The following is a 23,571-nucleotide window of genomic DNA, read 5'->3' as shown; positions in this document are numbered from 1 at the left end:
AGCCAGACCCCCGAAATGTGTCAACCCACCTCCGCAGAAATTTTCTGCAATGCCCGCTCGATACGGGCCAGGGCGCGTTCGCGACCCATCAGCACCAGCGTATCATCGATGGGGGGCGATACCGTCCCCCCGGTCAACGCCACACGCAGCGGCTGCGCGACCTTGCCCAGCTTGAGCTCCAGACGCTCGCCGGTGTGCACCACCACCTCGTGCAGCGGTTCCTTCTCCCAGGCGCCCAGCGCGCTGAAACCGTCATGCAACGTCTGCAGCACCGGGAGGGCCTCGGCGGTGAGCTGCTTGCGTGCGGCCTTCTCGTCGTAGTCCTCGAACTCGCGATAAAAGTACACGCTGTTCTCGGCCATCTCGCGCAGGGTACGCGCCCGTTCGCGCTGGGCGATCACCACGTCGCGCATCGCCGGGCCACTGGTTGGGTCGATGCCCAGCTGACCCAGGTGCCAGCCGAACTCCAGCGCCACGTGGTCCGGGTCCAGGGTCTTGATGTAGTGCTGGTTGAGCCACAGGAGCTTGTCCGGGTTGATCGCGGAGGCGGACTGGTTCACATCCTGGATGTCGAACAGGCGCACCAGTTCGTCCACCGAGAAGATCTCCTGGTCGCCATGCGCCCAGCCCAGGCGCACCAGGTAGTTCAACAGCGCCTCCGGCAGGTAGCCCTCGTCGCGGTACTGCATCACCGAGACCGCGCCGTGGCGCTTGGACAGCTTGGCGCCATCCGGGCCCATGATCATCGGCAGGTGGCCGTAGCGCGGCGGCTCCACGCCCAGCGCCTTCAGGATGTTGATCTGGCGCGGGGTGTTGTTCAGATGGTCGTCGCCGCGGACCACGTGGGTAATCCCCATGTCCATGTCGTCGACCACCACCGTGAGGTTGTAGGTCGGCGAGCCATCGGAACGGGCGATGATCAGGTCGTCCAGTTCACTGTTCTGAAAGGCGACCTTGCCGCGCACCATATCGTCCACAACGGTCACGCCCTCGTCCGGCGTCCGAAAACGGATCACCGGGTCCACGCCCTCGCGCGGCTCGGTGCGCGCTCGGCAGCGACCGTCGTAACGCGGCTTCTCCTTGCGCGCCTTCTGCTCCTCGCGCATCGCGTCCAGCTCTTCCCTGGTGCAGTAGCAGCGATAGGCATGGCCTGCGGCCATCAGCTGGTCGATCACTTCCTTGTACCGATCAAAACGCTCCGTCTGATAAAACGGCCCATGATCGTAGGTCAGCCCCAGCCAGTTCATGCCCTCGAGGATCGCGTTCACCGACTCCGCGGTGCTGCGCTCCAGATCGGTGTCCTCGATCCGCAGCACGAACTCGCCGCCATGGTGACGGGCATAAAGCCACGAGAACAGCGCGGTGCGGGCACCGCCAATATGCAGATAGCCGGTCGGACTGGGGGCAAAGCGGGTACGAAAACTCATGCGGGCTACTCGTCGTCGATCGGGAGGTGGAAAACGAAGGCGCATAGGGTAGCAGAACGCCACCGTACTGCCGCGTGCACGGCTGACTATACTCGGCATAGGCACAGCCACTGCCCGCATGCGGGCTCAAGGAGTCATCATGAAGACCGCCTTCACTCGCTGCGTTACGCTGCTCGCGCTGACCGGGGGCCTCCTGCTCGCCGGGAACGCCACGGCCACCGATCGCACTGCACCTCCGGATGGCGCGAAGGCCTATTTCATCAGTCCGCAGGATGGCGAAACACTCGAAAGCCCCGTACGGGTCCGGATGGGACTGCGCGGCATGGGTGTCGCCCCGGCCGGGGTGGAGATGGATAACACCGGCCATCATCACCTGCTGGTGAACAAGCCGCTCGACGCAGTGGACCTGGATGCCTCCCTGCCGTTCTCCGACCACAAGCGTCATTTCGGCGGCGGGCAGACCGAGGGCGAGCTGGAACTGGAACCCGGCGAATACACCCTGCAGTTGCTGTTCATGGACTACCGCCACATCAGCTTCGACCCGCCCGTCGTTTCCGAGAAAATCACGATCACGGTCGAATAGGGGCCCCACGAAAAAGCCCACTCCACAGACGGAGGGGGCTGGGTCTGGTCGACTCCGGATGCGGCTGCTTACGGCAGCGCCGGGATCTCGAACTGCGGCATCTCACCCGGCAGGGCCTGCATGAAGGCTTCGATATCCGCAACCTCATCGTCCGTGAAGTCCTGCCCTGGCATCTCTTCCCCCATGATGCGGATCGCTTCGTCCAGCGTGGCGGTCTCGCCGTTGTTCATGTAGGGGTAGGTCAGCGCCGGGCCCGCCCGACAGGCGACACAGCCAATGTCGGCAAACAGCTTCATCCCGCGCATCTGCTGTTCGGTCATCGCGCCCTCGTCTCCGACCCGCCAGCGATCCTTCGGAGGAATGGATATCGGCACGGACCGAACCAGACTCGGTCCAAACCACCTGAAACCCACCCTGCAGACGCGGGAACCGGGTCGCGATCAAAATCCGGCCGGGAGATGGTCTGGATCAATCAGCGGCCTCCAGGGGAACCCGAATGTACGCCCGCTGCACCGTTTCCCCGGATTCCGACAAACTTGCCCCCCTCATTTCCCTCCACTACGGTTCGCCCCTCTCCAGGTGCCCCGGCGTTCAGTCGCCGGGGATAATCGGGAAGCCGGTGCGCGAATCGACATTCGCAATGCCGGCACTGCCCCCGTAACGGTAGGCGGAGACGGGCGGATCCAATGCCACTGCGGCGCATCCCCGGGATGCCCGCGGGAACGCGATCCACCCTGGATGCATCGCGCATCTCCTCCGCGAGTCCGGAGACCGGCCTGGAGAACACCCGACGCCGCGGTGGGCGGCCGAGCGGGCCAGACCGGCGTGCCCGCATCGCCCGGCCTCCCTGCTCCCTGTCCAGTCCCCGGCGTCGTTTCATCCACGGCGTGCGGGGTCGCGCGTCCAAGGGAGCAACCCGACAATGAACCATACCCATCTCCGACCGGGGCAACACGCCGTTCCGGTCCTGGCCACCCTGTGCCTGATGACAGCCACGGGCATCGCGCCGGCACATGCCGGTTTCGAGTTTGGCGACGCGGAAGACGGCCTGCACGTCACCCTGGATCCGCTGATCCAGGGCCGCTACAGCTACGAACGAGACCCGGATGGCTCCAGCAGCGAATTCGACTTCCGTCGCGCCTGGCTGGACACCTCGGGCACTTTGTTCCACCCCGATCTGAGTTTCCGCCTGCAACCGGACTTCAGCAGCGGCGAGGTGTCCATGCGCGACATCTGGTTGCAGTACGCAATGGGTGAACACCTGGGCCTGCGGGCTGGCCAGTTTACGGTCCCCTTTGGCCTGTCGCGGGATATCGGCGGCCCCAACCGCCTGTTCACCGAACTGAGCATCGCCGGCAACCCGTTCGAGGTTCCGGCCGGCCGCGACACCGGTATCGCCCTGCTGGGCGGCGCCGGCGACGACAGGGCATGGGCCATCGGCGTGTTCGACGGTCGCGGGCGTCTGGATCAGCGCGACGATCGCCCCTCCACATCCGGCCACCTGTTCAGCGCGCGCGGCGCGTGGGCCCCGGTCGGCGCGGTCCCGCGCGACAACACCACGTTAGGCCAGGCCGTGGAGCGCACCGTCGCACTGGGCGCCGGCGTACAGACCGCCAACCGCAACCACCTGCGCGACTGGAGCCGCGGCCTCCAAGACAACGTGGCCAATCAGCGCGCCGACTGGTTGACCACCACGGCCGATGCCGTGATCAAGTTCGGTCACACCTCGCTCTCGCTGGCCGCATTCCGGCGCGACGTCTCGCCAGACCGGACCGCGAGCTACCACGACCTGGGGGCCGAACTGGAACTGGCGCAGTCGCTGCCAATGGAGGGACTGGAGTTCGCCGCACGCCACGCCGTATTGCGCCACGACGCAGGCGACGATCTTGGCACTGACGAGCGCTGGCAGCGTGAATGGGGTGCCGGCCTCAACTGGTATCACCGTGGCCAGCGGCACAAGACCCAGCTGATGTGGCTGGACCGCGACACCGATACCTCGGATTGGGAGCTGCATCTGCAGCACCAGTTCCGCTTCTGAGAAATGACCGGGAGAATCGACATGAACCGGATGCAACCGATCCATCACCCGTTGAGAACCACCCTCTTTGCGATCCTGTTGCTGGCTGCCACCGGCAGCCCGGCCACCGCGGAGGTCACTGTCACAATGCCGGGCCCCTGGGGCGACTATGACGAGACCCTGGACGATCCGGCCGAAGTGGATGCGACCGAGGCCTTCCAGCGCTTCCGTCAGCAGAGCATGCAGGGCACATCGGCCACCTACCGCAGCATCGAGCAGATCCTGCGTTATGGCGCACCATTCGCAGGGCAACTGCCCGACCTTGCCCGCGAACTGGCGCGCAGGGGCGACGACATCGAAACCGGGTTCGCACAGGAGACACCGGCTCGCGAAGGCGAACCGGGGGCGCTCCCCAAGGCCTGGGAAGACCCGGAGTTCTCCGCATACAAGGCGGCATTCCGCGAGGCCACGGCCGAGCTGCAACGAAAAGTCGACGCGGCCGACGACCTGGAGGACGAGGGCTTTCAGCTACGCGCCACCGAGGTCCTGAACGGCGTACGCCACCAGTGCCTCGCCTGCCACGACAACTATCGCCGTCGCTGAGAGAACTGGCTGCCTCGACCCTGGGGCGGCTCCTCAATCAATCCCGGGGAACAATAGAAAACCACTTCCCCGGGATTTCCCTTACGCGGCTCAGTTCGGGCGAAACAAGGCCAGAGTGGCCCGAATATTGGACGGGAAGTAGGCGTGCAAATATCCGGCCGTCAGGCGCCCTTCACGGTACACGGCCTCGGACGCGGTTCCGCCGTCGCGTGCTCGGCGACAGTGTGCAATCGGCTCCCAGTGCACCTCGGCATGGGTATGGTGGAAGGTGTGGCCACGCAGCTCGCCTTCGGGCAGTGGGGCACTCTGGAGGCCCAGCCCCTGGAGTTTGGGCTCCAGGCGGGCATGACCTGAAATCAGACCGGCCATGGATGCCGGATGCCCATCGCGATGGGTCAATTCATCCAGCAGATAGAGGAACCCGCCACATTCGGCGAGCAACGGCCGCCCCGCCGCATGATGCTCGGCAAGATCCCGCTTGAGCCCGACATTGGCCGCCAGGGCGTCCAGATGCAGTTCCGGGTACCCGCCGGGCAACCACACGGCATCGACTTCCGGCAGCCGGTCACCGGCCACCGGAGAGAAGAACTCCAGCCGGGCACCCATCGCGCGCAGCAGATCCACATTGCCGGGATAGGTAAACGCAAACGCGGCATCCCGCGCGATCGCGATGCGAACGCCTTCCAGACCGCGCGTGACCTCCGGCATTGGCTCGGGCTCGAAGGTGACCGGTGCCGGGAGTTCCGTGACTCCGGCCTCGGCAATCGCCTCGGCGGCCGCTTGCAAACGTGCATCGAGATCCTCGATCTCGCCGGCCTGCACCAGACCGAGGTGGCGATCCGGCACGCTGAGCCCCTCGTTGCGGGGCACGGCACCGTAGAAATGCACGCCCTCCGGCATACTCTCGGCCAGCATCTGCCCGTGGCGAGCACTACCCGTTCGATTGGCAATCACGCCCGTGAGCGAGACGTCAGAGCGGTAGGTCGCCAGTCCGTGAACGACCGCCCCGAAGGTCTGGGCCATCCCTCCGGCATCAATCAGCGCCAATACAGGAAGGCCAAAACGCACGGCCAGATCCGCGCCGGAAGGATCGCCATCGAACAGACCCATCGACCCCTCGACGAGGATCAGGTCGGCCTCCTGTGCGGCCTCGTACAGCTTCGCCTTGCACGCGGCCTCCCCCACCATCCAAAGGTGCAGCGGGTCCACCGGATGCCCGGAGGCCTGTTCCAGGATCATCGGGTCGAGGAAGTCGGGGCCGGTCTTGAACACGCGGACGCGCAAACCCTGATTGCGGTGGTAGCGGGCGATGGCGGCGGTGATCGTGGTCTTGCCCTGACCCGAGGCCGGGGCCGCCACGAACGCCGCGGGGCAGGTCGCCGGAGCGCTCATTCCGCACCCACCGCCGAACGGCGTCGTGTCGGTCCGCTCGCGAGCGGTTCTGCCGCCTTCAGTCCCCGTCCGCGGGCGAAGGGCCGCCTGGAGGCGCGTCTTCGAAGATACGTCCGCCCTCCAGCATCACTCCGACGCTGCGCAAGTCGACGGTATCCAGCGGAGCGTGGCTGTACAGCACCCAGTGGTTCTCCGGATCGCGCCGGTAGAGTTCCACCGCGCCGCTTGCCGGGTCGATCAGCAGATACTCCTGCAGCGAGTCCAGCGCACGATACGCGGCAAATTTCGCGCCCCGATCGAAGGCCTCGGTCGACGGCGACAGCACCTCCACCACCAGCACCGGCGCCTCCTTGTACTGCTCGCGCCCGCGGTCGGCGGAATCGCAGGTCACCATCACGTCGGGATAGAAGAAGGCATCGGCCGCCTCCACCCGCAGCTTCATGGCGGCGATAAAGGTGCGACAGCCCCCCCCCGCGCAGGTGTTCGCGCAGCGCTGAAAATACATTCCCGGCGATGGTCACATGCCGGTCTGAGGCACCGCCCATCGCGAAGACCTCGCCGGCCACAAACTGGTGTTTCCCCGGCTGCTCGGTCTCCCACGCCAGGAAGGCCTCGGCATCCATGCGCGCGGATTGGGGATTGGCCATGCGGGTGCCTCCGGTTCGCGGTCGCGTCACTTTCCCGATCATAGCGCAGCCCGGAGGCCAACCGCAGCGCCCGGGCACTCACAGCTCGATCCCCTTCTGCGCCTTGATGCCGGCCTGAAAGGCGTGCTTGACCACGCCGATCTCGCTTACGGTGTCGGCCGCCTCGATCAGGGCCTTCGGCGCGGCGCGGCCGGTCGTTATCACGTGCTGCATGGGTGGGCGGTTCGCCAGGTCTTCCAGCACCTCGGCCACATCCAGGTACTGGTATTTCAGGGCGATATGCAGCTCGTCGAGCAGCACCAGGTCAACATTCGGGTCGCGCAGCATGTCGCGGGCATGCGCCCAGGCCTCGCGAGCCGCCGCCACGTCCTTCTCGCGGTCCTGGGTCTCCCAGGTGTAGCCCTCGCCCATCACGTGGTACTGCACACGATCCTGCGCGCGAAAAAACGCCTCCTCGCCGGTCGCGAACTGGCCCTTGATGAACTGCACGATGCCCACCTGCATGCCGTGACCCAGGGCGCGGGCCACCATGCCGAATCCGGAAGAACTCTTGCCCTTGCCGTTGCCGGTCAGGATCAGGAACACACCCTTTTCGTCCTGGGCCTCGGCGATCTTGCGGTCCACCACTTCCTTCTTGCGCGCCATGCGCCGGGCGTGGCGTTCGGCCTTGGCTGCGTCGGTATCGTTGGTCATGTCGTTCTCTCCTGCAGTTCGTAATGAAAAAACGCGGTGCGGGTGTGGCCGGACAAGCTACTGGGACGCCGCCCACTCGGTGTGCCGCGTTTGAAGCTCGGCCAGTCCATCCAGGATCACCGGCGCCGGGTGCGAGAAATACCCGCTTGCCAGATTCACCACCCTCACCGGGCTCGATGCGACCACCGCTCGGCAGCTGCGCGCCTCGGCCCCGGAGAAGGTGAACACCACGTCAGCGTCATACTGGTTGATGAGATCGGCCAGTTCGTCGGTGTCCTCCGACAGCCTCAGGTGATGCACACCTGGCTGGTTCGCAACGACGTCGAATCCCGCGCGGGTGAAGGCATCATGCAGCCAGGTCTTCGGGCCGTACACGTAAGCTTGCGCGCTGCACGAGGACATCAGGACCGCACGCTCGCCGGAGGCCCCCACGGCATCGGCCGCCTCCTTCCACGCATCGTCGAATCCGGCGGCGCGCACGGCACCGTCGTCCAGGCCCGCCGCATCCGCAATGCGTTCGAGATTTTCGCGCACGGCATCCATCCCTTCGAAGCCGCCCAGCACGATGGCCCGGGTCCCGGCCGGCACGGTATCGGCCCAGTCATCGCGCTCGACCCAGCTCGAGGTAAACGCCAGATCCGGTTCGACGCGGCCGATCGCCTGCGCGTCCGGGTCCAGAATGCCGCCCGTATCCTCCACGTCGAGATCGTCGTAGCGGCTCGCCCCCACGATGCAGGCGGTCAGGCCCAGGTACTCCAGCGAGTGCGTAATGTACGGTGACTGGCTGACGATCCGCGGGCACTCACCCGCTGTCGCCGTTACCGGAAACACCAACCCCGCGGTCAGGACAAGGCCCAGAAACCCGGTCCCCGGGGCCCAGGGCAAGCTGCAACCGAAAGCGCGCGTGCATCGGCAGACCTGAGTGATCATCCGAAACTCCCCTTGTTTACTGCCCGCGGGCCAACACGGTACGCAACCGCATTCACTCGCCGATCAGGATCATGCGACCGGTGTCCGGGTCGCGGTACACCTGCCCCATGGACTCGTAACCGGAGCCGGCCTCGCCGGCACCCTCGGGCGGTTCCGGGATCTCGCGCCCGGGTTGGACCTCGGCGCCGCCACTGGCCGGCTCAAGGCCGCTGCCCGAGGCGGCCATCACCACCATCAGACCGACGGCGAACACCAGCATGATGTCGGCCAGATTGGCCAACGGGCCCATCGGCTCTTCGTCGGGGGCATCGAAGCGGCTGGCGCGGTAGTGCGGGACCCTCATGCCGCCGCATCCAGGCGCTCCATCGCGGCGTCGTACCAGCGCCGCCGCAGTCGCCCGAGCAGGAAGCCGAGGATGCCGACCAGCAGCCCCAGCACCGTGGTGTTGAACGCCACCGTAACGGCCTGGGCGAGGATTTCCAGTTCGCCCCGGCCCATCGCGGCCAGCCCTGGACCCAGCGGGATCAGCGTCCCCATCAGCCCGAGCATCGGGCCGATGCGTGCCAGCAGATCCGCGCGGTCAATGCGGCGCCGTGCACGACAGGCCAGGCGCTCGGCGTCACCGGTGGCCTCCAGTCGCCGCACCCCCCCGGAGCGTTCGCCCAGTGCGAGCCCAAGCTCCCACACGGCGACCGCGACCAGCACCAGCAGACCGATGATCACCGGCTCCAGCAGCCAGCGCACTACGGTGTCCATCAGTTCCATCGTGATCGAGAACGGCATTCGCGTTTACCTCGTTACCCTTCATTCATTCATTCATTCATTCATGAACCCGACCCCGCAGGAGCCTGCTTGCAGGCTCCTACAGCAGACATATCCGGCGAGCGTTATCGCCTCCGACCCGTGGCGATACCGCCAAGCAGCAGCAGGAACAGCACGCCAGCAACCAGCCACGGGAGCCAGCGCATGCCCGCCGCCTCGTCGCCAGCCTCCTGCCCGCCGTCGGCCTCGGCCGGTTCGGGGATCTCCGGCGTCTCTTGCGCCGCCGGGTCTTCCAGCGGCTGGATCTCGGTGACACGACTGGGGTCGGGTTCGGGCTCCGCCCGATCGATCTGCGCGGACGCGCGCACGGCCTCGAAGGCCTCGCGCAGTTCGGGGTCCTCCAGGCGCTCGGCCACCTCGTCCAGCATCGGGTGGTCGGGGCGCGTGTGCCCACTGCCCGGCAGGCCGTGTTCCGCCACCAGTACGGCAAAGCGTTCGGACAGGGCCTCCAGTACCTCCGGATCGGCCTCCCAGAACCCGCGACTGGCGGCCACCAGATGCACGGCCTGCAGGTGGGTCTTCACATGTACGTTGTGGCCGTCGGCGAGGAATTCGTCCACGCCCAGTCCGTGCCGGTCCTGCAGGTACACGTCATGTACCTCGTCCCAGACCCAGGAGCGGATGATCTCGGGATTGGTGGCCTGCCAGCCCCACAGGTTGTCGACGAAGTCGCGGGCCATGGTGCGGGCCCCGGCATAACCGTGATCCATCAGCGGCCCGATCCACTGCGGGTTCAGGTTCTGCCCCTGCAGCTCGCGCATCAGCGCGCGGCCCAGTGTCTCCACCTGCGGGTTTTCCGGATCGGCGTGCTGCAGCACGCGGTTGTCCGGCACCTCACCACGGATGCTCTCGACCGCGGTCGAGAGCCCGCCCTGGAAGTCAAAACCGTCGTCGTTGTCCAGCAGACCGTAGAGGTGCGAGGCGCGCCCGAGGTAGGTGCGCCCGACCTGGCCCAGCCGGGCCTCGAAGGCCTCGTGCGCGGAGCCGCCGGATTCGTCCGCCCCGTAGGCGTGGCCCATCCGGCGCATATAGGCCGCGCCCAGTTCGGCACGGTCCTCCCAGGCGCCGGAACGGTCCGCCAGACGATTGACCCCGGCCCCATAGGCCCCGGGGGCGGTACCGAACACCCGCAGCGCGGCCTGCTGACCCGCCTCGAGGCCATCGAGGCCTGCGGCGCGCAGGGCCTGGGTGTCCTCCACCCATTGCGCGGCCACGTCGTTGCGCGCCAGCGGCTCGGCGCCCGGATCGCGCAGGTCCTGCCCCAGCGGGGCCAACGCCGCTTCCAGTGCCTCTTCCAGCTCGGGGTACTCGGCAAGAATGGTCTCGGACGATCCGTCCAGCGCGAGGCGGGCGGCACGATCCAGCCACACCAGCTGATCCTCGTAGAGGTCGCGAAACAGACCGGAGGTAGTAAACAGCGCATCGCGACGGCGGTCGCGCTTGGCCTCGTCGAGGTCCATGCGCTCCAGACCCTGGACGATCCCGCGACTGTTCCAGGCCGGACGAATGCCCAGCATGTCCATGCCGAAGGCGATCATCACACCCTCGTCGCGCACGGTATCCGATGCCCAGAGGATGATCGCCTCGCTGCCATCCGCCTCGGGATCGCCGTGTTCGCGGGCATCCACGGCCAGCTCCTGACCGATCCCCCAAGCGATACGCGTGGGCACGAGATCCGCCGCCAGCGCGTGGAAGTTGCGCCCGGTCGGCAATACCTCCGGCGTGCGGATCGGATCGTTGCCCTGCCCTGGCGGCACGAAACGGCCTTCCAGCGCCGCCAGCAGATGCGCGCGCTCGCTGGCCGGGGATCCACGCAGCCTGGCGTCCCAGCCGTCGCCGACCGCGGCGTCACCCGCCATCGACTCGAGCATCGTGTCCACGGCCTCGTCGCTCCAGTCGCGCCCGAACACATGCAGCCCCAGCGGCATCTGGTCTTCCTGCATGTCGGTCAGGTAATGCCCGATCTCGTGGACCAGCAACTCCTCGTCCATCTCCGCCAGCGGGGTATCCCCGTGACTGTGATCATGGCCATGGTGGTCGTGATGATCGCCCGAATGCCCGTGATCATCATCGCCATGCCCCGCATGAGCCTCATGATGACCGTGTTCGTTGGCATGTTCGTGGGCTTCATCCCCGTGTTCGCGGTGATGGTCCGCGTGGCGATGTTCGTCGCCGTGTTCATCCGCATGCCCTTCGCCATGCCCGGAGTCGGATTCGTCGTGATGCCCCTCGTGATGCCCATCGCGGTGATCGTCGTGGTGATGCCCGTGATCGTGGTGATGGCCCCGCGCCAGTTCACGCTCGATGGTCTCGGTCAGGCCAAGGTCCTCGATACGCTCGCGCAGGGTCTGGACGGCCCGCGAGCGCGTCGCCGCATCCGGCTGGGCTGCGGCCTCGTAGGTCTCCACCAGCTGACGCAGCTCCAGCAGGCTGTCGTACAGCTCGGTGGCCGCCAGCGGCGGGGTCAGGTGGCTGATCATCACGCCCATGGCGCGGCGCTTGGCCTGGATGCCCTCACCCACGCCATCGACGATGTAGGGATAGATGATCGGCAGATCATCACCAAGGATTTCCGGGTAGTCGTCCGGGGCCAGGCCCGCACGCCGGCGCGGCAGGAATTCGCGGGTCGAATGACGCCCCACGTAGACCAGCGCATCCGCCTCGAAGTGATCGCGGATCCATTGGTAGAAGCCGACATACTGGTGGGTCGGCGGGAACGTGGTATTCGCGTGCAGCAGGCGCTCGCTGACCTCCCAGCCGCGCGGCGGCTGCGGACCGATGAATACATTGCCGAACTCGATCCCCGGGAACAGCATCTCGCCGTATCGGGTCATCGCCTCTCCCGGCGGGTCGCCCCAGCCGGTCAGGCCGGGGATGCCCGTACGGACCAGGGCGCGGCGCAGTTGCTCGGTCGTCGCGAGCGCGTCATTACCGGACAACGTGGCCTCCCAGGCGGCCCGGTACTGGGCGAGCAGGTCCAGGGCCCGTTCCTGGGCAGCGTGCGGATAACTCTCCAGCATGTGGCGCAGGTCGCCGACGCCGGCCTCCAGCGCGCCTGCCGCCAGTTCGTGCTTGTCCGCCTCCCTGGCGGCCTCCAGGCGTGTCTGCAGATAGCCGATCGGGCCGTCGACCAGTTCGGCCCGGACCGACTCCGGCAGGCTATCGAAATACGCCTGATACTGGTCGCGATCCAGCGAGGCAACCCGGCCGGCGATCGCATCCAGCGCATCCGCCTGTTCTGGCAGGTTCACGGCGCGGTCCTGGATCATGTCCATCAGGCCCTCGGTATCCTCCGGCACCTCGTCGCCCAGGTCGTATCCGGCGGCTTCGAGTCGCTGCAGGATCTCCAGCAGCGACTCGGGGACATCCAGCTTGTCCGCACCGATGTTCTGGCGACCCGGCGGATGGTTGTAGTAGACCACCGCCACGCGCTTGTCCGCGTTGTCGAGGCGGCGCAGCCTCTGCCAGCGCGCCACCCGGTCGGCCAGGGCCTCCACCCGCTCGCCCACCGGCTCGCTCAGGGTCAGACGCACGCCGGTGCGTGCATCCTGTTCGGGCTCGCCCGCGGTCGCGAGCACCAGCGGCTGGCTGGCGCCCTGCAACTCCGGCATCGCCACGTGATAGTGGACCTTGTCCCAGGGAATGCCCTCGTGCGAGAGCCGCCACTGGGTCGCGCTCACATCCGCCAGGCGGATCCCCTTGATCACCGGGACATCCAGCTCGCCGAAGGCCTCGGCCACCGCCTCGCGATTACCGCCCCCACCGACCACGAAGTCCTGCAGGCTGACGATCCCCGCCAGATCCGCCGGGCCGGCCGCCTCGGCCGGCGTCTCGACCGCCTCGCGGCTGGCCCCGCCCCAGCGCGCCAGCACCGCGAAGCACTGGATATCCCGTGCCCCCAGGGCCTCGCAGGCCGCATCCAGCAGCTCCCGATCGCCTGGACGGTCGCCGGTATCCAGATCCAGCAACGCCACGGCAGGCCCGTCGTCCAGCTCGAGATCGTCCGGGTCGGGACTGGAGTCCCCATGCCGGTAATAGCGGATGGTCTCGCGCGGGTCCGGCTCCGGCACGTCGATCTCGTGCCCGCCGCGCGCGGCCAGCCAGCGCATCAGCCCCTCCATATTCTCTGGCGTGCGCCCCTGGTAAAACGCGCGCCCCGTCAGCCAGTCCGCCTGCTCGGGGAAACGCTCCCGCTGTTGGGCCAGGTGCACGCGCGGGTCTTTACCCGGGTCGGGATTGGCCGCCAGTTCGGTGCGCTTCTCGTCATCGAGACCCACGAGTACGGCCTCGCCGCCGATCCGCGACAGGGCCGTCAGGTGACGCACGCTGTTGATCGCCAGAATCGGGGCCGCCTCGGGCGGCGGGCTCTCCCGCAACAGACGGTCGAGGCGCGCGGCCTGATCCCCGAATACCGCGGCCACCAGCACCGCGTCGGCCTCGCGCCACAGTGCCGATACCGCCTCATCCGACTTGTCCGTGAGCTGCTCCGGCGTCCGCAGGATCACCTCCGCCTGCGGATGGGCCTCGAGGAAACGATGCGCGCCAGCGGCCACCTCCGCCGCCGAGCGATCGGAGACCACCCCCACCACGAGCGGACCCGCATGCGCCGGGGCCATTGCGAAAAGAAAAAGCGCGAAAACGCTCAGGATCGTGCAACGAAAACGCATGGAAACTTCCCGATAAACAGGTGCAATAGGGCGCCAGGCGTGTACTCGACACGCCTCGACCGTTGCAATGGGAATGGGACGCCGCCACTGCGGCGCCCCCAAGAAGGCCCGTCAGCCGCGCTGGTTGGCCGGTTGCCAGAGGACCTCGGCACCGTTTTCGTGGCGAGCCAGCACGCGGCAAAGCACGAACAGGAGATCCGACAACCGGTTGATATAGGCCAGCGACGCCGGACGCAATGCCTCGTGGTGATTGAGTGCCACCAGACGCCGTTCCGCACGCCGGCAGACGGTACGCGCAATGTGACAGTCGGCCGTAGCGGGACCCCCGCCCGGAAGGATGAACTCCTTCAGGGCGGGCAGATCATCGTTGAAGGACTCCAGCTCCACGTCCAGACGTTCCACAGAAGCCTCCGGGAGGGCCTGATGCCCCGGCACGGCCAGTTCCGCTCCGAGATCAAACAGCTCGTGCTGCACCAGCGCCAGCGAGCGACGGACCTCTTCGGGCAGGTCGTGGACCAGTACCCGGCCCACGACACTGTTCAACTCGTCCACGTCACCAAACGCCTCGACGCGGTGGCTGTCCTTGTCCACCCGCGAGCCATCGCCCAGCCCAGTCCGGCCTTCGTCACCCGTACGGGTCGCAATCTTCGACAGTCGATTACCCATGGATCACCTCTGCTGGTAACGCAGCTTCACGAACGCGGCCCGGCCCGGCTGGTTGTAGCCGAGTGCCGTTTCGTAGTCCTTGTCGAATACGTTATTGACCGTCGCCTGAATCTGCCATTCCGGCGCAATCTGATAGCTCGCACGCAGGTTCAGCAGACCGTAACCCGAGAGACGATCGGCATTGCCGGGGTCGTTAAACGAACGGCTCTTCGCGATGACCGAGCCACCCACGGAGAAACGCTGAAACTGGCGATCGAGATCCACACGAGCCGTCACGGGTGCACGGCGCTGGAGCTCGTTGCCGGTTTCGCGATCTTCGGCATCCAGCAATGTCAGCGAGGCGCGGGAGACCCAGCGGGTCGTTGCGTACCCCCCCTCAAGCTCAATACCACGAATCCGGGCCTCGTCCAGGTTTTCGGCTCGAAATTCCACGGGATCAAAGGTGATCATCTGGTCGAGATCGGTCTGGAAAATGGCAACATCGGCATAGTACGGACCGGTGCTATAACGCGCACCGAGCTCCAGGGTGCGCGAGGTCTCCGGCTCAAGATCGGGGTTCCCGAAACCGGGGAAATAAAGGTCGTTGAACGTGGGCGCCTTGAAGGCGGTACCGACGGACGCACGCAGCCGCAGCGGATCATTCAGCTGTAAACCCCAGGCCAGCTGACCGGTGGTCTTGTCGCCGAACTGTTCGTTGTCGTCGTAGCGCAGGCTGCCTTCCAGGTGATGCCGCCCGAGATCCACACTCAGCACGGAGTACGCACCGACGTTGTATCGAGCGTCCTCATCGTAGTCGGTTGTACTTTCTACCCGGTCCTCGTACGCGTCGATGCCGGCAATTACATAAACGTCATCCGCAATTTCGATATCGTTGCGCCAGTCGACCATATCGCGACGGGTATCGAACCGGGAAAAGAATTCACCCTCAAGAAAATTATCCGATTCGTCGCGGCTGTGCCCCAGGGCCAGCTCGGTGTCCCAGCGTTGCGTGACGGGGATGCGCACGCCGCCACGGAGTGCCGCATGCACGAAATCGGATTCATCTGGCGAAAAGGCCGAGCCGCTGTCGAACGCCGTTGTACCTTCCGAATACAGGATGTTTCCGAAGAATTCGACGCCGTTATCCAGGCGGTGCGCAACCCTGCTCGCCAGCGAGGTGTTGTCGTAGCCGTCCCGGTCATCGTCGCCGACAGCATCCTGCACATTGATACCGTCGGTCGCAAAGTGGCTGAGCGAGAGACTGTAGTCGGTACTTTCAGTACCGCCGGCCACACCGACCCCGGCTTCCCGGGTATTAAAACTCCCACCTCCGACGAAGGCATTGACCTTTGGCGGGCCCTTGCGCCCTTCCCGGGTAAAGACCTGAACGACACCGCCAATGGCATCGGAGCCGTAGATACTGGTACGTGGCCCGCGGACGATCTCGACGCGTTCGATCTCTTCGGGTGGCAGGAATTGCCAGCTTGCCCCGCCACTGGTGGCCGATCCCATGCGCACGCCGTCGATCAGCAACAAGGTGTGATCGGAACTGGTGCCGCGGGTGAACACCGAAGTGGTCTTGCCGAAGGCGCTGTTCTGTGCGGTTTCGATACCCGCTCGACCCTCCAGCAGATCGGTGAACTGCTGGGGCTGCAGGCGCTCGATCTCTTCGCGGTCGATGATGGTCACCGAAGCGAGCGTCTCGTCGACGGTCTGCGCGATGCGAGAGGCGGTGACCTGGACGGTTTCCAGGGCTTGCGCGTCGTTGGTATCCGGCGTATCCGCCAGAGCGGGACTGGTGGCCAGCAGGATGGCCGTGGAAAGTGCTGTGCGTTTCATGTCGTCCGTGTCTCCCGGCGAGCCGCCCGCACGCCGTTGATTCGTCGGGATCGTGCGGACAGGGGAATACGGACACGAGGGGGATCGGCCACCATCGGCTCGCAGCCAGGCGCGATCATCCGCCTCGCATGCCCACCGCATGCCGCGCGATCATTCCCTGGCCGGTCTCCGGGCTGACGAGCTGCGGGCGCGGCGCCTTCCCGAGCGTCTGCTCAGTGGCGGTATGCCGCGACCGTGGGGAACCGCCGAGAGCGGTCCCCGCTCGATCACCGTTGCGGGGGCAGCGTCGGATTCATCCCTCGCTGGCGCGAGACGGACCCACCGAACTTCCCGTTTAACCCGCCTGCAGCAGCCGGTCGGGTACCAGGAAACGCCGCGAAGAGTACACAATTGGGCACAAAAATACCAACCCGCGCCATTTCGGGGGCGGCCATGCCCGGCAATGCAGCGGCTCAGCGCCGGCGGCGCTCTTCCGCCTGCAGGTAACGGGTGCCACGTTTGAGCAGGCGTCCCCAGGTCTTGTCCTGGAGCATCGCATCAAATTCGGGCGAGCGTTCTGCACGCAGCGCCACCGGTTGCGATTCCTCCCCCGCGTGCGTGGCCAGCATGGCCAGACGTTCCGGATTGGCCCCGTAGTGATTCACCAGGAAGGCCTGCATCGGCTCACTCAGCGGCAGGTGGTAGATGCGCGTAAGCCGCAAGGCGAGCCACTCGGCCGTGCGCCCGAGGTCCTGCCGCACCTTGCGCACCATGGCCGAGCCCAGACCCGCCTTGGCATCCGCGCTCATGCCCACATACAGCCCCCCGAGATACGCGGCCGGGTTGGCGTAGATCGCACGCTGGATGCTCGGGTTGGTGAGGTCCACCAGCGGCTCCAGGATCAGGGCCAGCTGGATGCCGATGCGCTTGGCCGTCTCGGCGTCCAGCGCTGCCCCTCCGAAGTAGAACAGGTCGCCCTCACGCTGGATCTTCAACTCCTTAAGGAAGTTGCAGAAGTCGTTGGCCAGCTTCAGCTTCTGGTCATCGGTCAGCTCGATCAGCTCCTCGCTGACCCGGATACCGCGCACACTGCGCTTGAACCAGCGCTTCTCGCCCCGCTTCTCCACCTGGGCGCGGCGCAGGGCCTCCCAGCGCTCCACCGCATTGGCATAACGGCTCTGCGCCTGCATCAGCTGGTCGCGCGCCTCGCGCAGGTCCTCGACCCGCCGCAGTGCCAGCCCCAGGAGCTGCCCTTCCGACGAATGCTCGTCCGGCTCCCGGTCCTCCAGAGTACGAAGGGCCTCCAGGATCTGGCGCCCCAGGTCCGTTACGGGCTCGCGCAGGACCTGCGGGTCCAGCCCCGAGGCATCGCTCTGGGACAGCAGAATACCGAGCGAGCGCAGGCGGCTGACCACCCCGGCCTGCGCCACACGAAAGCGGTTGCCCTGGGATTCCAGCCGATCCAGGGCGGCCCCGAGCCGCCAGCCACCGGACCATTCGAAGCTCAGGCGCTTGATCTGACGCCCGTTCACGAGCTCGAACGCGAGCACGAAGATCGCCTGCACATCGTCGAGGGTGCACCGGGCCAGGTCGTCGGCATCGGCGGCAGAAAACAGGCGGTCCAGGAACTGATCCACGCGACGCACGCCATCCTCCTGGGTCGGCGCCACGCCGCGCAGCCGATCACGCAACAGGTCGGCGACCTCCGGGGCCTCGTGGTGCAGCTTTTCCAGGGCCGCGAGCCGGGAATCCTCGGTCGCGCCCACCAGATCGCCCACGCGCGAGCGCAGGCCCAGGCGGCGATAGATCTCGATCTGCTCCGCGGCAGCCGCCAGGCTGGTCTCGCCGGTCATCTCGCGCACCGCGACGGCCACCCCCTCGGGCGAGATATCCACCTCGTGGAGCAGCACCTCGGCCGCCTTGCGCCGGCGCATGTCCGGTGCGAGCTCGCTCATGGCCAGATCACGGGTCACGAACAGCAGGTCCGGCAGCAGGTCGATCGTGTTGCGCAGCTGGTCGCGCGACTGTTCCTGGCGTTTGCCCCGGGTGGCATCGGCGACAAAGCGCGCCACCAGGCCGATCACCCCGAACAGCAAGGTATAGACGGCGAAGAAGATGAAATTCTGTGTCGGGGCCGCATGCCCGAAGCCCAGAAAATACCCGCCCTGCATCGCCAGGAACGTGACCGGTCCCGCCGCCCACAGCAGCTGGAGGAAATTGAGCGACCAGGGGACGCGCCGCGCGGTGGCCGCCACCTCGGTGATGCGGCTGCGGCCGGCCGCCTCGATCAGGACGTTCTCCTGCGACGGCCCGACGGCCTGCGGGTCTTCCTGACCCGATGCCTCCCTGCGTTTACGAAAGCGACCGAACACGCGCCCCTGCTCCGGAATGGATGGTCACCGCCGGCATGGCCGCAACATTCCCATTAGTGTAAGGAAAGTGCGTTCGGTTCGCGCGCTCCGGCCCCCGTTTTCGCGCCCTTCCAGGCGCATTCGCGCCCCCTTCAGGCCGCGTCGCTGCGCCGTGCCCGGGCCTCAGACCACCTTGGAGACATCGTCGCGGTAGAGGTAGTCGCGCGTCAGCGGCACCGCGTCCTGCTGCCTGGCCATCTGCACGTGGAAGACCACCTGCCCCCACCAGCGGAAGGTGCCCTCGCAGCTGGCCAGATAGAACTCCCACATCCGGCAGAAGCGCTCGTCAAAGCGCGTCACGGCCTCGGCCCGGACCTTCTGGAAGCGGCGATACCACTCGGCCAGCGTATCTGCATAGTGCAACCGCCACAGCTCAACATCCGTGGTGTACAGCGGGGTGGGTTCCAGCGCACTCATCACCTCGGACAGCGCCGGGGTGTACCCACCCGGAAAGATGTACTTGCTGAGCCACGGGTTGGAGGTGCCCGGCGGCCCCTGCCGCCCGATGGTATGCAGCACGGCAATGCCGTCGGGCGGCAGGAGGTCGTGTACCCGCTGGAAGAACGTACCGTAGTTGGGTGTGCCGACATGCTCGAACATGCCGACGCTGACAATCCGGTCGTACTGGTCCTCGTGCTCGCGGTAATCCTGGTAGAGAAACCGCACCCGATCCTCCAGCCCGCGTCGCCCGGCCTCCTCCCGGGCCACCCGCAGCTGCTCCCGGGATAGCGTCACGCCGTCGACCTGCACGTCCGCGTGCTCGGCCAGATGGAAAGCCAGGCCGCCCCAGCCGCAACCGATATCAAGGACCCGCATACCGGGTTCCAGGCGCAGCTTCCTGCGCAGCATCGCGCACTTGGCCTGCTGCGCTTCCTCCAGCGTCATATCGGGCCGTTCGAAATAGGCGCAGCTGTAGAACATGCCCTCGTCCAGGAATTGGCGATAAAGCCATTCATCGACGTCATAGTGATGGGCGATGTTCTGGTAGCAGCGCGCCACCTTGTTGCCCTGCTCGATCAGCGCGCGCAGCATGCGCACCGCCGGATTGACGCGCCGCTGGAACATCGGCGCGAAGTTGCGCATGGCCACATCCAGGAACACCTGCAGGCCCTCGGGGCCAGGCGACCACATGCCGTTCATGTAGGTCTCGCCCAGCTGAAACCCCGGGTCGCGGCCGATCTTGCGCAGCGCCGCCCGGTCATGCAGCTGCATCGTGATCTCCGGCGTACCGCTACCGAAACGCTGCTCGCGGCCATCCGGGTGCCGCAGCACAAAGGTCCCGTAGCGTATGTGCTGATCGAGTAACCGTTCGACCATCCTGACCCCCGTCCTTGTCTCGGCGGCCTGTGCGCAACGCATGGGTTCCAGGCCGTCGCCGTATTACCCACTGTAAACTGAGTCTAAATATTGTTATTCCGCGTTGTCCATGCCTTGTACCGCGCGCTTTCGGGTACGGCCGGAGGGTGATCGCGGCTTCTATCGCGACCAGCGAGCCTGGCGGGTTTGGGTAATCGTCGCGAGCGTGGCGGGAAAACGACACCATGTTCGTCCCCTCGCGGCGCCTATGCGCCGAAAGAGTGAGGGAGAAAGGGGGAGGCTCTCGAACCCGAGCGCGGCCCGTCGGGCCGAGGTCTGCCCGCACCCTGGCCGGGAAGAGCACGGAGCAGTCGCGGAGCGCGACGGTGTCGGGTCAAAGCTGCCCGACACGCGAAACAGAAAAGGGCCGTCCCGGATTCCCTTCCCGGACGACCCTTGAGGGGCTTCCCTGCCCCGGTCACAAAACTAGCAAACCCCGTGAGGAAATCCAGTCACTCGCCGCGAAAACCGATGAGCGGTCGTTTTTGAGCGATGGACGGTACTTTTGGACTAAGTCGATCGCATAGCCTCGAAAATACCGCGGCCTCCACCCCCGCGTGGATCCAATGCAATGGCATGCTGAATTCGCCCGCAAAAGCGTGCTCGCGCGCGACCAGGTGAATCCGGCGTGCCTCTCCAAACGCACAGGGCCGCCCCAAAGGGCGGCCCTGTGCGTTTACTGCAACTGGAGGCTGGGGTCGGAATCGAACCGGCGTACACGGATTTGCAGTCCGCTGCATAACCACTCTGCCACCCAGCCTTGAGCGGCGGGTTCCGGACCGGGAAACATTACCATTCCCGTGGCCGAAACAGAAAACCCCGGCTGAACCGGGGTTTCAGAAGTCTGTTGGAGCGGGAAACGAGATTCGAACTCGCGACCCCAACCTTGGCAAGGTTGTGCTCTACCAGCTGAGCTATTCCCGCTCTCCATTAACGCCGCGTATTCTACCGCAGAATTCGGACACGTCAACACCCTGACGGCCCGAAAATTGCGCCCCCCTGAAGAAGCGACACCAAAGGCCCGGGGCGACTACTGTTCGCGCGCGGCCGCCAGCATGTACTGAATCATCGACACCAGCGTGAGCGCAGCCGCCAGATACAGCAACCATTCGCCGATCAGGAAGGTGGGAAGCCCCGCCACCGGCTCGGCCCACAGCAACAGGAAGATCGCGAGCATCTGCGCAGTGGTCTTGACCTTGCCGATCCAGGACACGGCGACCTTTGCGCTGGCCCCAATCTCCGCCATCCACTCACGCAGCGCGGAGATCGCGATCTCGCGGCCAATGATCACGATGGCCGCCAGAGCCAGACCCACTCCGGGATTGTGGCTGACCACCAGCACCAGCGCGGCGGCCACGATCAGCTTGTCCGCCACCGGGTCCAGGAACGCCCCGAAACGGCTGGTTACCTCCCAGCGCCGGGCCAGGTAGCCATCCAGCCAGTCCGTCGCCCCGGCAAGGGCAAAGATGACCGCTGCGGTGATCCCTGCAGTCGGCATCGACAGGCCGTAGAACACGAGCACCAGCAGCGGGATCATGACGATCCGTGACCAGGTCAGCCAGGTTGGCAATTGCGACATCATCGGTGTGTATCAGCCCTCGTGAAACTGGTCGTGAATGGCCTGCGCCAGGCGGCGATGGATACCCGGCACCTTGGCGAGCTCGTCCACCCCGGCCCGGCTCACCCCGCGCAACCCGCCGAAGTGCCGCAGCAGGGCGCTCCGACGCTTCGGCCCCAGACCGGGAATGGCCTCCAGCGTGGATTCCCGGCGCGCCTTCGCGCGGCGAGCACGGTGCCCGGTGATCGCAAAGCGGTGTGCCTCGTCGCGGATCTGCTGGATCAAATGCAGTGCGCCCGAGTGCGCAGGCAGTATAGAGGGGGCCTCTACCCCGCTCAATATCAGGGTTTCCATGCCCGGCTTGCGCTCCTCGCCCTTGGCCACACCGACCACACGAATGTGATCGAGGCCAAGATCTTCCAGCACGTTCAGGGCCTGAGTCACCTGGCCCTTGCCACCATCGATAAAGAGGATATCGGGTTCCTGACCCTCCCCCTTCTTCAGCCGCGCGAAACGACGGCCAAGGGCCTGATGCATCGCGGCGTAGTCATCCCCCGGCTCAATGCCCTCGATATTGAACCGGCGGTAATCCGACTTGAGGGGCCCCTCGGGCCCGAACACCACACAGGAGGCCACGGTACCCTCGCCCCCGGTATGCGAGATATCGAAGCACTCCATGCGCCGGGGCGGGGCCTCCAGATTCAGGGCAGCGGTCAGCGCGTCCAGGCGCACGCTTTGCCCGGCCTGGCTGGCCATGCGTGTCTTCAGGGCCAGCTCCGCATTGCGCTGCGCCATTTCCAGCCAGCGTGCGCGTTCCCCGCGCAGCGACCACGCCAGGTTGACCTTGCGCCCGCCGCGGCGCTCCGCCAGGAAGGCCTCCAGGCCTTCGGCGCCGTCGGGCGCGTGCGACAACAGCACCCGCGCCGGCGGCTCGCGCTCGGCGTAGTACTGTGCCAGCACGGCCGCCATGACCTCGTCCGTCCCGGTGGCATCGGGCACATTCGGAAACAGCTCGGCGTTGCCCAGATTCTGGCCACCTCGCACGAAGAAGATCTCTACCGCGACCGTGCCGCCCGCGCGAGCCAGGGCGAATACATCGGCCTCGCCCTCTCCGCCGGCGACAAACTGCTGTTCCGAGATCTGGCGCAGCCGCGCGATCTGATCGCGCAGGCGCGCGGCATGTTCGAAGTCCAGCCGTTGTGAGGCCGCCTCCATACGCTGCATCAGATCCGCGATGACGGCATCGCTCTTGCCCTGCAGGAACTGCACCGAGGACTCGACATCGCGGGCATATTCCTCGGGGGTGATGTACTCCACGCAGGGCGCCGTGCAGCGGCCGATCTGATACTGCAGGCAGGGCCGCGAGCGGTGGGCGAAGACGCTGTCCTCGCACTGGCGCACCTGAAACAGCTTCTGCAACAGCGCCAGGCTCTCGCGCACCGCACCCGCTGACGGGTACGGACCGAAGTAGCGCACCCCTTTCTTCTTCGCACCACGGTGGAAGCCAAGACGCGGGTACTCCTGGTTGGAGACAAAGATATAGGGATAGCTCTTGTCATCACGCAACAGCACGTTGTAGCGCGGCCGGTGGCGCTTGATCAGGTTGGCCTCCAGCAGTAACGCCTCGGCCTCGGTGTGCGTCACCGCCACGCGGATATCGGCGATCTGGCGCACCATCGAACGGATGCGCGGCCCGCGATCATCACTGCCACGGAAGTAGCTGGCCACGCGGCTTTTCAAGTTGCGCGCCTTGCCCACGTAGAGCACTGTACCGGCGCTATCCAGCATCTGGTAGACGCCCGGCGACTGCGTCAGCGTCTGCAGAAAGGCCTTGGGGTCGAATCCAGTCTCGGGGGTACTCATGGTGCCCTCAGGATACCGGAACTGCCCCCTGCTCCGGCATCAATACCGCGCCCGGTGCGTGCAAGAACCGCCGCCAGGGGCAACCTGAGGATGTGCCGAATGGACGCTGGCCGGCCCGGGAGCCTGGCGGGTCGGAGCG

General features: G+C 66.2%; 16 protein-coding genes, 2 tRNA genes, 2 pseudogenes and 2 riboswitches. Of the genes and pseudogenes, 3 read left to right on the top strand and 17 right to left on the bottom strand.

The genetic code is table 11. From position 1 onward, the window contains the following. Positions 1-20: 20 nt before the first annotated feature. Positions 21-1,427 carry a glutamate--tRNA ligase gene (gene gltX / locus G332_RS0109635; RefSeq protein WP_019626789.1) on the bottom strand — a complete coding sequence of 469 codons (1,407 nt, stop codon included), beginning with the start codon at positions 1,425-1,427 and terminating at the stop codon, positions 21-23. A 139-nt stretch (positions 1,428-1,566) separates the two neighbouring features. On the opposite strand from gltX, the gene G332_RS0109630 reads away from it, so the two are divergent. Then, positions 1,567-2,010, top strand: a complete 444-nt coding sequence (locus G332_RS0109630; RefSeq protein WP_019626788.1) for a DUF4399 domain-containing protein — start codon at positions 1,567-1,569, stop codon at positions 2,008-2,010. A gap of 68 nt (positions 2,011-2,078) precedes the next feature. On the opposite strand, the pseudogene G332_RS0109625 reads toward G332_RS0109630, so the two are convergent. Next, a pseudogene (locus tag G332_RS0109625) lies at positions 2,079-2,366 on the bottom strand (cytochrome-c peroxidase); the annotation flags it as partial. A 204-nt stretch (positions 2,367-2,570) separates the two neighbouring features. After that, positions 2,571-2,805: riboswitch (cobalamin riboswitch) on the top strand. A 127-nt stretch (positions 2,806-2,932) separates the two neighbouring features. Between G332_RS0109625 and G332_RS0109620 the strand changes: the two are divergent. Together G332_RS0109620 and G332_RS0109615 are read left to right on the top strand one after the other, a co-directional pair. Continuing rightward, entirely contained in the window at positions 2,933-4,048 is a 1,116-nt protein-coding gene (locus tag G332_RS0109620) for a porin (protein ID WP_019626786.1), read from the top strand. Between the two features lie 21 nt (positions 4,049-4,069). Then, on the top strand, positions 4,070-4,630 hold the full coding sequence (locus tag G332_RS0109615; RefSeq protein ID WP_019626785.1) for a cytochrome c: 561 nt from the start codon (positions 4,070-4,072) through the stop codon (positions 4,628-4,630). Between the two features lie 90 nt (positions 4,631-4,720). Here G332_RS0109615 and G332_RS0109610 read toward each other — a convergent pair whose 3' ends face one another. The 15 genes and pseudogenes from G332_RS0109610 to uvrC form a co-directional block, all read right to left on the bottom strand. After that, positions 4,721-6,022: a cobyrinate a,c-diamide synthase gene (locus G332_RS0109610; RefSeq protein WP_019626784.1), complete on the bottom strand. Its 1,302-nt coding sequence runs from the start codon at positions 6,020-6,022 to the stop codon at positions 4,721-4,723. 58 nt (positions 6,023-6,080) lie between these two features. After that, a pseudogene (locus G332_RS12850) lies at positions 6,081-6,669 on the bottom strand (Uma2 family endonuclease). A 78-nt stretch (positions 6,670-6,747) separates the two neighbouring features. After that, a complete protein-coding gene (gene cobO / locus G332_RS0109600; protein ID WP_019626783.1) occupies positions 6,748-7,362 on the bottom strand; it encodes a cob(I)yrinic acid a,c-diamide adenosyltransferase in 615 nt (204 codons plus the stop codon). A 57-nt stretch (positions 7,363-7,419) separates the two neighbouring features. Continuing rightward, positions 7,420-8,292 carry a hypothetical protein gene (locus tag G332_RS0109595; protein WP_019626782.1) on the bottom strand — a complete coding sequence of 291 codons (873 nt, stop codon included), beginning with the start codon at positions 8,290-8,292 and terminating at the stop codon, positions 7,420-7,422. 52 nt (positions 8,293-8,344) lie between these two features. Beyond that, complete coding sequence (locus tag G332_RS0109590) at positions 8,345-8,635, bottom strand: DUF2149 domain-containing protein (RefSeq protein WP_019626781.1); 291 nt, start codon at positions 8,633-8,635, stop codon at positions 8,345-8,347. Continuing rightward, a complete protein-coding gene (locus G332_RS0109585; protein ID WP_019626780.1) occupies positions 8,632-9,075 on the bottom strand; it encodes a MotA/TolQ/ExbB proton channel family protein in 444 nt (147 codons plus the stop codon). The genes G332_RS0109590 and G332_RS0109585 overlap by 4 nt, the downstream gene beginning before the upstream one ends. Positions 9,076-9,179: 104 nt before the next feature. Beyond that, positions 9,180-13,781 (bottom strand): cobaltochelatase subunit CobN, encoded by a 4,602-nt coding sequence (locus tag G332_RS0109580; RefSeq protein WP_019626779.1) that lies wholly within the window; start codon positions 13,779-13,781, stop codon positions 9,180-9,182. 111 nt (positions 13,782-13,892) lie between these two features. After that, the gene (locus G332_RS0109575) at positions 13,893-14,447 is read right to left on the bottom strand and encodes a cob(I)yrinic acid a,c-diamide adenosyltransferase (protein WP_019626778.1); all 555 of its coding nucleotides are present in this window, start codon (positions 14,445-14,447) and stop codon (positions 13,893-13,895) included. A 3-nt stretch (positions 14,448-14,450) separates the two neighbouring features. After that, positions 14,451-16,265, bottom strand: coding sequence for a TonB-dependent receptor domain-containing protein (locus G332_RS0109570; RefSeq protein WP_019626777.1), 1,815 nt, complete (start codon positions 16,263-16,265; stop codon positions 14,451-14,453). 141 nt (positions 16,266-16,406) lie between these two features. Next, a riboswitch (cobalamin riboswitch) is annotated at positions 16,407-16,648 on the bottom strand. 69 nt (positions 16,649-16,717) lie between these two features. Continuing rightward, positions 16,718-18,616: a hypothetical protein gene (locus G332_RS0109565; RefSeq protein ID WP_019626776.1), complete on the bottom strand. Its 1,899-nt coding sequence runs from the start codon at positions 18,614-18,616 to the stop codon at positions 16,718-16,720. 162 nt (positions 18,617-18,778) lie between these two features. Then, complete coding sequence (locus tag G332_RS12845) at positions 18,779-19,972, bottom strand: cyclopropane-fatty-acyl-phospholipid synthase family protein (protein ID WP_019626775.1); 1,194 nt, start codon at positions 19,970-19,972, stop codon at positions 18,779-18,781. 725 nt (positions 19,973-20,697) lie between these two features. Further along, a tRNA-Cys gene (locus tag G332_RS0109555) sits at positions 20,698-20,771 on the bottom strand. An 88-nt stretch (positions 20,772-20,859) separates the two neighbouring features. Beyond that, positions 20,860-20,935: transfer RNA gene (locus G332_RS0109550), tRNA-Gly, on the bottom strand. A gap of 106 nt (positions 20,936-21,041) precedes the next feature. Continuing rightward, positions 21,042-21,593 (bottom strand): CDP-diacylglycerol--glycerol-3-phosphate 3-phosphatidyltransferase, encoded by a 552-nt coding sequence (gene pgsA / locus G332_RS0109545; RefSeq protein ID WP_019626774.1) that lies wholly within the window; start codon positions 21,591-21,593, stop codon positions 21,042-21,044. Between the two features lie 9 nt (positions 21,594-21,602). Then, complete coding sequence (gene uvrC / locus G332_RS0109540) at positions 21,603-23,432, bottom strand: excinuclease ABC subunit UvrC (protein ID WP_019626773.1); 1,830 nt, start codon at positions 23,430-23,432, stop codon at positions 21,603-21,605. Positions 23,433-23,571 lie beyond the last annotated feature (139 nt).

It is taken from the genome of Thioalkalivibrio sp. ALJT (assembly GCF_000381825.1).
Taxonomy (GTDB): Bacteria; Pseudomonadota; Gammaproteobacteria; order Ectothiorhodospirales; family Ectothiorhodospiraceae; genus Thioalkalivibrio.
Note: the sequence above shows the minus strand (reverse complement) of the source record. Positions and strands in the feature narration are given on the sequence as shown.